Genomic DNA, 9,563 nt, shown 5'->3' with positions numbered 1-9,563 from the left:
CCTCTTGCGAGGCGGGCCTTTCCCGGCTTGACCGGATACTGCGCGGAAATTACTGCGCGGCGTCCTTCAGCTTCTTGAGCGGGCGAACCTTCACCTTCACCGAAGCCGGCTTGGCGGGGAACCAGCGCTCTTCACCGGTGAACGGATCCTTGCCGAAGCGCTTGGCCTTGGCGGGAACCTTCTGCACGGAGACCTTGAACAGGCCGGGCAGCGTGAATTCGCCGGCGCCCTTCTTGTCCACCGAGCCCAGCACCGAGGTTTCCAGGCTGGCCAGGACGGCCTTGACCGACTTGGCTTCAACGCCCGATTGCTCGACCAGATAGGCGATGAGCTGGGTCTTGTTCAGGGCGGCCTTGATGGCCTTGGGGGCGGCAGCGACCTTCTTGGCGGCGACGACCTTCTTCGCTGCGGGCTTCACAGCGGGCTTGGCGGCGGTAGCCTTCTTCGCGGGCGCCTTGGCGGCGGGCTTGGTGACTTTCTTGGCAGGAGCTTTAGCTTTCGTGGCCATGGTCAAAATCCGTATGTTGAGGACTAGAGCAGCGCGAGCCGGGTATCGGCAACGAACGCCACGCGCCCGATGATAGCGGAAGAGTCGCTGTTTATGCGGCTTTCCGAAGGGGTTTCGATCAATCTTTGTTGTTTTCCACGCAGCAAACCTCTTAAAACAAGGGGTCTTGCAAGATGTCGTGACATTTGCCCGGCGTCGCAAGCAGCGTGAATGACGGGATGCGGCGCGCTGAACCAAGCGCCGCGAGCATGTTCAAATGCCTGCGCCGCGCGTTGCGCCGGCACTCACGCAAGCATGCAAGGAAGCAGAGCAGTCTATGTTGTCGATGAATAAGTATGTTCCCCCGCGGCATGATCGGGACGTGAACCCGCGGGCCCGGCGGGGGCGTCTTTCAAGCCTTTTCCAGCGAGGCGGCCGGGTCGTGCAAAAGTTTGCGGTCGCCATGCTGGCCGCCTCGGCCTTCGCGTCCGGCGCATGGGCGCAGGCGTTGCCGGCGCCGGAGCTGTCGGCCAAGGCGTGGCTGCTGCTGGACGAAACCAGCGGCCAGGTGATCGCCTCGCACGCCGCCACCGCGCGCATCGAGCCGGCTTCGCTGACCAAGATCATGACGGCCTATATCGTGTTCGGCGCGCTGCAGGACGGTACGCTGAAACCGGAGCAGAAGGTGCGCGTGTCCACGCGGGCCTGGAAGGTGCCGGCGGGCAGCTCGAAGATGTTCCTGGAGCCCGGCTCGCTGGTCACGGTGGACAATCTGTTGCGCGGGCTGATGGTGCAGTCGGGCAATGACGCCGCCGTGGCGCTGGCCGAAGCCGTGTCCGGCAGCGTGGAGGCCTTCGTCGAGCGCATGAATCAGACCGCCGTGGCGCTGGGGCTGCACGGCACGCATTTCGCCAGTCCGCACGGCCTGTCCGATCCGGCCACGTACTCCACCGTCAGCGATCTGTCGGTGCTGGCCACGCGCTTCATCCGCGATTACCCCGAGCTGTACCGGACCTACGATTCGGCCAAGCAGTTCACCTACAACAACATCACCCAGTCCAACCGCAATCGCCTGCTGTGGCTGGATCCGAGCGTGGACGGCCTGAAGACCGGCCATACCGATGCCGCCGGCTACTGCCTGGTGGCCACCGCGCGCCGGCCCAATGGCGCCGACCAGCGTCGCCTGATCACGGTGGTGGTGGGCGTGGAATCGGAAAAACAGCGCACCAAGGAAAGCCGCGAGTTGCTGGAATGGGGCTTCCAGGGGTTCAATACCGTCAAGCTCTACGCCAAGGGCCAGCCCGTGGCCATGCCCGAAGTCTGGAAAGGCCAGGCCGACAGCCTGAAGGCCGGCTTCGCGCGCGATCTGTATGTGACCGTGCCGGCCGGCGCCAAGGTCGAACCGGTGTGGGCGCCGCGCGAGCCGCTGGTCGCGCCGATCGCGGCGCAGGCCGAAGTCGGCGAGTTGCGCGTCATGGTGGACGGCAAGCCGGCGCGGCAGTTTCCGGTGCTGGCGCTGGAACCCGTCGAACAGGCCGGATTCGCCGGCCGCGCCTGGGATTCGATCCGCCTGTGGTGGCGTGAAACCACGGGCTGAGCAAAGGAGGCCCGCATGATTGTGAGATCGCCATGGCCGTGAGTTTTCCCGGCGGGCCGGCGCCCGCGCCCGGACCCGACCAGCCCCTGGCCCTGCTGTCGGCCTGTCATGGCCGCATCGCCCGTCAGTGCGCCACGCTCAGCCGGCTGGCCGGGCATCTGCCCGAGCATGGCAGCGACGCCAGCGCGCAGAGCGCGGCGGCCAGCCTGCTGCGCTATTTCGAGACGGCCGCAGTCCATCACCACGAGGACGAGGAAGAAGACCTGTTCCCGGCGCTGATCGAGGCCATGGCCGGTTCCGATGCGGTCTGCCTGCACGCGTTGGTGCAGGGACTGAAGGCCGACCACCGCCGGCTGGCCGCGCTGTGGGAGCCGCTGCGCGGCGCGCTGGCCGAGATCGCGGCGGGCAAGCCCGCCAGCCTGACGCCCGCGCAGGCGCGGGAATTCGCCGAGGCCTATGCCGGCCATATCCGCCGCGAGGAAGACGAGCTGCTGCCGCTGGCGGCGCGGCTCATCGCCGATGATGTGCTGGCCGATATCGGCCGGGCCATGCGCGCGCGCCGAGGCGGCGGCGCCGCCTGAGCCGCTGCGCCGCCAGTCGCCAGGCGCTACGATGCGGGACAGCCGGCGCGCACCGCGCCGGATCACGGAGGCTATCCGCGCCATGATCGATCCCGTTCCCAGCCGCAACGCCCGTTTCCGTCGTCTGCTGACCGACCCCGTGCTGGCTCATGCCATGTCGGCGCACAACCCGCTGTCGGCCCTGTTGGCCGCCGAGGCCGGCTTCGACGCGGTCTGGGGCAGCGGTTTCGAACTGTCGGCCAGCCATGCGGTGCCGGACGCGAGCATCCTGTCGCCGGTGCAGCACCTGGACATGATGCGGGCCATGGCCGCCGCCTCGCCGGCGCCGGTGATCGCCGACATCGATACGGGTTTCGGCAACGCCATCAACGTCGCCTACCTGCTGCCGCAGTACGAGGCCGCGGGCGTGTCGGCGGTGGTGATGGAGGACAAGACCTTCCCCAAGGACACCAGCCTGCGCGCCGGCGGCCGCCAGGAACTGGCGCGCGTGCCTGAATTCCAGGGCAAGATCGAGGCCGCGCTGGCCGCGCGGCGCGATCCGGACTTCTGTGTCATCGCCCGCTGCGAGGCGCTGATCGCCGGGCTGGGGCAGGCCGAGGCGCTGGCGCGCGCGGCGGCGTATGAAGAAGCGGGCGCCGACGCCATCCTGATTCATTCCAAGCAGACCGCGCCGGACGAGGTACTGGCTTTCGTCGCCGCCTGGCAGGGCCGCGCGCCGCTGGTGCTGGTGCCCACCGCCTATCCGCAGCTGCGCGAGCGCGATATCCAGGCGCTGGGCAAGGTCGGGCTGGTGATCTATGGCAACCATGCCATCCGCGCGGCCGTGGGTGCCATGCGCGACGTGTTTGCCCGCATCCGGCGCGACGGCGGCGTTCACGAAGTGAATGCGATGTTGCCGACCGTAGGCGATATCATGGCGCTGCAGGGCGATGCCGCCATGCGAGAACTGGAGCGCAGGTTCCTGCGCTAGCGCCTTTGGGGCGCGGGCCGCCGGCGCCTGTCGGCAGGCCGCAAGACAAGAAAGACCGGGGGAAGCATGGCGTTTCAAGGGCGGGCCTGGCTGGGCCGGCTGTTTGGCGATTGGGTGGCGGATGTCGGTCCGGCCACGCTGCGCGCCGATCTGGCGGCCGGGCTGCTGGGGGCGCTGCTGGTGCTGCCGCAGGGCGTGGCTTTCGCCACGCTGGCGGGCCTGCCGCCGGAGTACGGCCTGTACTCGGCCATCATTCCCTGTGCGGTGGCGGCCCTGGCCGGGTCCAGCCGCCATGTGATGTCGGGGCCGACCAACGCCAATTCGCTGGCGCTGTTCGCCGTGCTGGCGCCGCTGGCCGCGGCCGGCAGTCCCGCCTATATCCAGCTGGCGCTGGCCGTGACCGTGCTGGTCGGCCTGATGCAGTGGCTGGTGGGCGCGCTGCGGTTGGGTTCGCTGGCGCATTTCATTTCGCCGTCGGCGCTGTTCGGCTTCACCAGCGGCGCGGCGGTGCTGATCGCCGTGCATGCGCTGAAGGATGCGCTGGGCCTGCCCGCCCCGGATTCGCATGGCGCGGGCTCGTTGCTGCTCAACCTGGCCTCGCATGCCGGCCAGGCGCAGGCCGGTTCCATCATCGTGACGCTGGCGACGCTGGGCGCGGCGCTGCTGGTGCGCCGGCTGGACAAGCGCAAGCCCTATATGCTGGCCGGCCTGGCCGCCGGCACGATGGCGGCGGCGGCCTGGAATGCGTGGGGCGGCGCCGGCGTGCCGGTGCTGGGCGCCATCGCCCAGCCCTGGCCGCCGTTCCACGTGCCCAGCGTGGACTGGCGCGCGCTGCCCGACCTGCTCAGCCTGGCCTTCGCGCTGACCATCGTGGCGCTGGCGCAGTCCATCTCCATCGCCAAGGCCGTGGCGGCGCGCTCGGGCCAGCGCATCGACGCGAACCGCGAATTCATGGGGCAGGGCCTGTCCAACATCGTCGGCGGCTTCTTCTCGTGCTACCTGTCCTGCGGTTCGCTGAACCGCTCCGTGCCCAACTTCGAGGCCGGCGCCAGGACGCCGCTGGCGGCGGTGTTCTCGGCCTTGCTGCTGGTGGCGCTGGTGGCTCTGTCGGCGCCGCTGCTGGCGTTGATTCCGCATGCCGCCATCGCGGGCCTGCTGCTGCTGGTAGCCTGGACGCTGCTGGATGCGCCCCGCTGGCGACGCCTGCTGGCCACGCAGCGCGGCGAGGCGGCGATCGCGGCGGCGACCCTGGCGGCCACCGTGACGATACGGATGGAAGTGGCGATCCTGCTGGGCACGGTGCTGTCGCTGATGGCCTATCTGCACCGCACGTCGCGGCCCGCCATGCGCATCATGGGCTTCGATGGGCGCGGGCTGGACCGCCGCTTCGTCGTGATGGCGCAGCCGCCGCAGTCCGAGGCCCTGCCCGAATGCCCGCAGCTCAAGCTGCTGCGCATGGAGGGCTCGGTGTATTTCGGCGCGGCCGCGCACGTGGCGCAGCGGCTGCACGAACTGCGCGCCGCGCCGGACGCGCCGCGTCATCTGCTGGTCATGGCCAAGAGCATGAACTTCATTGACCTGGCCGGCGCCGAGGTCTGGGAAGATGAGCTGGCCGCGCGGCGCGCGATGGGCGGCGATCTGTATTTCCACCGGCCCCGCCCCGAGGTCATGGCGATGTGGCGGCGCACCGGATTCCTGCAACGGCTGGGCGAAGACCACATCTTTCCCGACAAGGCGACAGCGCTGCACGCGATCTACGCCAGGTTGGACCGCGCGGTGTGCGCGGGCTGTCAGGCCCGGATCTTCTGGGAGTGTCAGCCGGACAGCCCGCAAGCGGGCGGCTGAAGATGACGCGCGTGCCGGATGGGGCGGGCGGAAGCGGGAGCAGCAAAAGGGCGTTGGAGAGTGAGGTTGGAACAGGGCTGAGGAACAGGGCTCAGCAAGAGCGCTGCCCGCCCAGCCGGGCCCCGACCGAGGACTGTGCCGGGTCGATCACGCGGCGGGCGCTTCCGTGCCCAGATAGGCCGCCTGGACTCGCGGATCGGCGGCGATCGCGGCCGGTTCGCCTTCCGCCAGCAGACTGCCGCGCACCAGCACGGCGATGCGGTCGGCGTGCTTGAAGACCACGTCCAGGCTGTGCTCGGTGAACAGCACCGCGATGCCGCGCGTGTCGGCCAATTGCCGCGTCAGCTGCATCAGCGCGTGGCGTTCATTGGTGGCCATGCCCGCCGTGGGTTCGTCCATCAGCAAGAGGCGCGGGCGGTGCGCCAGCGCCATGGCCAGCTCCACGCGCTTGACGTCGCCATAGGCCAGCTCGCCGCAGGCCTGCCTGGCCTTGCCGGCCATCTGTGTCTGTTCCAGCAGCGCCATCGCTTCGTCCACCGCGTGGCGGCCAGCCCGGCGCCAGGGATGGAAGACCAGGCGGTCGCGCGACAGCAGCGCGGTCTGCACGTTCTCCAGTACGGTCATGGAGCGGAACACGGCGGCGGTCTGGAACGTGCGGCCCACGCCGAGGCGGCAGATGCGCGCGGCGGACAGGCCGACCAGTTCGCGGCCGTCCAGGCGCACCGAACCCGTGTCAGGCCGGACCTGCCCGCCCAGCGCGTTGAAGCAGGTGGATTTGCCGGCGCCGTTAGGTCCGATCAGGGCCAGCATCTGTCCGGCCTGGAGCGTGAACGACACGCCGGCCAGCGCGTCGATGCCGCCGAAGGACTTGCGCAGGTCGCGGACCTGGAGCAGGGCGGGGGCGCTCATTTCGCGGCGCTCCGAAGCGACAGCCGGCGGGTCCAGCGCGCCGCCGCGCCGGCGAGCCCGTCGGGAAACGCCATGACCAGGGCCAGGATGGCCAGCCCCAGCAGCGCGTGCCAGTATTCGGTGCTGCGCGCGGCCGCGTCCTGCAGCCAGGTATAGGCCGCCGCGCCGGCCAGCGGACCGGCCAGCGATTGCAGCCCGCCGAGCAGCACCATGACCAGCCCGTCGACCGAGCGGCCGACGGCCATCGCGTCGGGCGCGATGCTGCCCTTGGAAAAGGCGTACAGCGAACCGGCCATGCCGGCGGCCAGCGAGGCGGCCACGAAGCCCGCCCATTGCACGCGGCGCGTGTCCATGCCCAGCGCTTCGGCGCGCAGGGCCGAGTCGCGCACGCCGCGCAGCGCGTAGCCCAGCGGCGCGAACGCGAGCCGTCGCAGCCACCAGACGCCCAGCGCGCACAGCGCCAGCGTCAGGTAGTAGTAGCCGGGACCGCTGCTCAGCCAGGCGGCGGGCCACAGGCCGGTGAGTCCGTTGCTGCCGCCGGTGACGTCGTCCCACTGGAAGGCGGTAGCCCACAGGATCTGCGCCACGGCCAGCGTCAGCATGGCCAGGTAGACGCCGGACAGGCGCACGCAGAACCAGCCGAACACCAGCGCGCCCAGCGCCGCGGCCAGCGGCCCCAGCAGCAGCGCGGCCTCCATCGGCAGCGCGCCGAGCTTGAGCAGCAGCGCCGCGCCGTAGGCGCCCAGGCCGAACCAGGCGGCGTGGCCGAAACTGGTCATGCCGGCCAGCCCGGTCAGGAAATGCAGGCTGGCCGCGAACAGCGCGGCAATCAGGATCTCGGTCAGCAGGATGGCCAGGTACGGCCATTGCTGGCCCAATAGCGGCGCCGCGATCAACAGCGCCAGCAGCGCGCCATATGCCAGCCGCAGGCGCTTGCCGGCGGGGGCTATCGGGCGTTCCGGCTTGGCCGCGTGGCCGGCCGGCGCGGGCGGCTTGCCCATCAGGCCCCAGGGCCGCGCCACCAGCACCACGGCCATGACCGCGAATTCGGCCAGCAGCGTCAGCTTGGACAGATTGAAGACCCAGGGGCCGATCTGCACCTGGCCCAGGAACACGAACAGGGACTTGGCCAGGCTGATCAGCAGCGCGGCCAGGAAGGCGCCGGGGATCGAACCCAGGCCGCCCACCACCACCACCACGAAGGCGCTGGCGATGACTTCCAGGTCCAGCCCCAGCGTGGCCGGCGTGCGCGGCGCGGCCAGCGCGCCGCCCAGGCCCGCCAGGAAGGCGCCCAGCGTGAAGGCCGACGTGAACAGCCAGGCCTGGTTCACGCCCAGCGCGGCCAGCATGCTGCGGTTCTCCGAGGCGGCGCGCAGCAGCCGGCCCCAGCGCGTGCGCATCAGCAGCAACCACAGCAGGCCCAGCACGATCGGGCCGGCGGCGATGAGCAGCAGGTCGTATTGCGGGTAGCGGCGGCCCAGGATCTCGACGGCGCCGGAGAGGCCGGGGGCGCGGGCGGAGAACAGGTCCTCCGGGCCCCACAGGGCCAGCGTGGCGTCGCCGATGATGAGCAGCAGCGCGAAGGTGGCCAGCAGCTGGAACAGCTCGGGCGCGCCGTACAGGCGGCTGAGCACCAGGCGCTCGGCGGCCGCGCCGATGAGGCCGGTGGCCAGCGCCGCCAGCAGCAGGCCGGCCCAGTAGCCGGCGCCGCCGCCAAAATAACTGGTGAAGGTCCAGGCCAGGTAGATGCCCAGCATGTAGAACGAGCCGTGCGCGAGGTTGACCACGCGCGTGACGCCGAAGATCAGCGACAGGCCCGCGGCCACCAGGAACAGCGCGCTGGCGTCCGCCAGGCCGTTGAGCAGCTGCAACAGCAGCCCGGAACCGCTCATCACTGGGCCGGACGCATCTTGCGCACTTGCTCGTCCGGCGGCTGCAGGCGGGCGCCGTCCATGTAGGCGAAGTCCTTCATGATGCCCTTGCCGTCCTCGACCGCGGTCACGCCCACGTACACGCCCATGGTGGATTGATGGTCGATCTTGCGGTACTGGATCTGGCCGTAGGGCGTATCGACCTTCAGCCCGGCGAAGGCGTCGACGAGTTTCTCGGTGTCGACCGCGCCGGCGGCCTTCAGGCCCTGGGCGATGGACATTAGCGAGGCGTAGCCCACCACCGAGCCGACCTTGGGCGTCTCGTTGTAGCGCTTGCGGTAGGCCTCGACGAAGTTCTTGTTCGCGGGCGTGTCGATGGCATACCAGGGGTAGCCGGTGACGATCCATCCCGTGGGCGCGTCGGCGCCCAGCGGTTCCAGGTATTCGGGCTCGCCGGACAGCACCGACACCACCGGCATGTTCTCGAACAGGCCGCGCGTGTTGCCTTCGCGCACGAAGCGCGTCAGGTCGGCGGCGAACAGCACGTTGAAGATGGCGTCAGGCTTGGCGTCGGCCAGGGCCTGGACCACGGCGCCGGCGTCGACCTTGCCCAGCGGCACGGCCTGCTCGGCGACGAACTCCACGTCCGACTGGAACGACTTCATCATGGCCTTGAAGGTCGCCACCGCCGATTGGCCGTATTCATAGTTGGGGTAGACGATGGCCCAGCGCTTCTTGCGCAGGGCCAGCGCCTTGGGCGCCAGCGCGGCCACGTGCATCCAGGTGGACGGACGCAGCCGGTAGGTGTAGCGGTTGCCTTCCTGCCAGGTGATCTTGTCCGTCAACGGCTCGGCGGCCAGGAAGAACACCTGCTGCTGCTTGGCGAAGTCGGTCAGCGCCAGCCCGGTGTTGGACAGGAAGCCGCCGAACAGCAGCTCGACCTTTTCGCGCGCCAGCAGCTCCTGCGCGGCGCGCACCGAATCGCCGGGGTTGCCGTTGTCGTCGCGCGAGATCACTTCCAGCTTGCGGCCGAGCACGCCGCCTTCGGCGTTGACCTGCTCCAGCGCCAGCTGCCAGCCTTTCTTGTACGGTCCCAGGAAGGCGGGGATGGCCTTGTAGCTGTTGATCTCGCCGATGCGGATCGGCGGTTCCTTGTCCTTGGCCTGGGCGGCCGGGGTCAGCGCCAGGGCCAGGAGCGTGGGCGCGAGCGCGCGGCGCAGCAGGGAAAGGCAGGGACGTAGCATGGCGGGAATCGGGATCGTGTGGGATTCAAGCGGACGGCGGGCGCCTGTCGCCCGTCGCT

The 9,563-nt window shown here is 69.9% G+C and carries 8 protein-coding genes; 4 read left to right on the top strand and 4 right to left on the bottom strand.

From position 1 onward, the window contains the following. Positions 1 to 49: 49 nt before the first annotated feature. Entirely contained in the window at positions 50 to 508 is a 459-nt protein-coding gene (locus AC6LJ5_RS06990; protein WP_103273655.1) for an HU family DNA-binding protein, read from the bottom strand. 442 nt (positions 509 to 950) lie between these two features. On the opposite strand from AC6LJ5_RS06990, the gene AC6LJ5_RS06985 reads away from it, so the two are divergent. The 4 genes from AC6LJ5_RS06985 (at position 951) to AC6LJ5_RS06970 (ending at position 5,480) form a co-directional block, all read left to right on the top strand. After that, the gene (locus tag AC6LJ5_RS06985; RefSeq protein ID WP_103273656.1) at positions 951 to 2,084 is read left to right on the top strand and encodes a D-alanyl-D-alanine carboxypeptidase family protein; all 1,134 of its coding nucleotides are present in this window, start codon (positions 951 to 953) and stop codon (positions 2,082 to 2,084) included. 32 nt (positions 2,085 to 2,116) lie between these two features. Then, a complete protein-coding gene (locus tag AC6LJ5_RS06980) occupies positions 2,117 to 2,665 on the top strand; it encodes a hemerythrin domain-containing protein (RefSeq protein ID WP_498140107.1) in 549 nt (182 codons plus the stop codon). Positions 2,666 to 2,747: 82 nt separating this feature from the next. Next, a complete protein-coding gene (locus AC6LJ5_RS06975; RefSeq protein WP_498140106.1) occupies positions 2,748 to 3,635 on the top strand; it encodes a phosphonopyruvate hydrolase in 888 nt (295 codons plus the stop codon). Positions 3,636 to 3,701: 66 nt separating this feature from the next. After that, positions 3,702 to 5,480 carry a SulP family inorganic anion transporter gene (locus AC6LJ5_RS06970; RefSeq protein ID WP_498140105.1) on the top strand — a complete coding sequence of 593 codons (1,779 nt, stop codon included), beginning with the start codon at positions 3,702 to 3,704 and terminating at the stop codon, positions 5,478 to 5,480. A gap of 147 nt (positions 5,481 to 5,627) precedes the next feature. On the opposite strand, the gene AC6LJ5_RS06965 is transcribed toward AC6LJ5_RS06970, so the two are convergent. The 3 genes from AC6LJ5_RS06965 to AC6LJ5_RS06955 are packed head-to-tail and all read right to left on the bottom strand — an operon-like array spanning position 5,628 to position 9,504. Beyond that, complete coding sequence (locus tag AC6LJ5_RS06965) at positions 5,628 to 6,389, bottom strand: ABC transporter ATP-binding protein (protein ID WP_498140104.1); 762 nt, start codon at positions 6,387 to 6,389, stop codon at positions 5,628 to 5,630. Next, on the bottom strand, positions 6,386 to 8,281 hold the full coding sequence (locus AC6LJ5_RS06960; RefSeq protein WP_498140103.1) for an ABC transporter permease: 1,896 nt from the start codon (positions 8,279 to 8,281) through the stop codon (positions 6,386 to 6,388). Before AC6LJ5_RS06960 ends, AC6LJ5_RS06965 begins: the two co-directional genes overlap by 4 nt. Next, positions 8,281 to 9,504: an ABC transporter substrate-binding protein gene (locus AC6LJ5_RS06955; RefSeq protein WP_103273662.1), complete on the bottom strand. Its 1,224-nt coding sequence runs from the start codon at positions 9,502 to 9,504 to the stop codon at positions 8,281 to 8,283. The genes AC6LJ5_RS06960 and AC6LJ5_RS06955 overlap by 1 nt, the downstream gene beginning before the upstream one ends. Between the last annotated feature and the right edge of the window lie 59 nt (positions 9,505 to 9,563).

It is taken from the genome of Achromobacter sp. 1011791174 (genome assembly GCF_059760925.1).
This window is presented reverse-complemented; position numbering and strand designations above follow the sequence as displayed.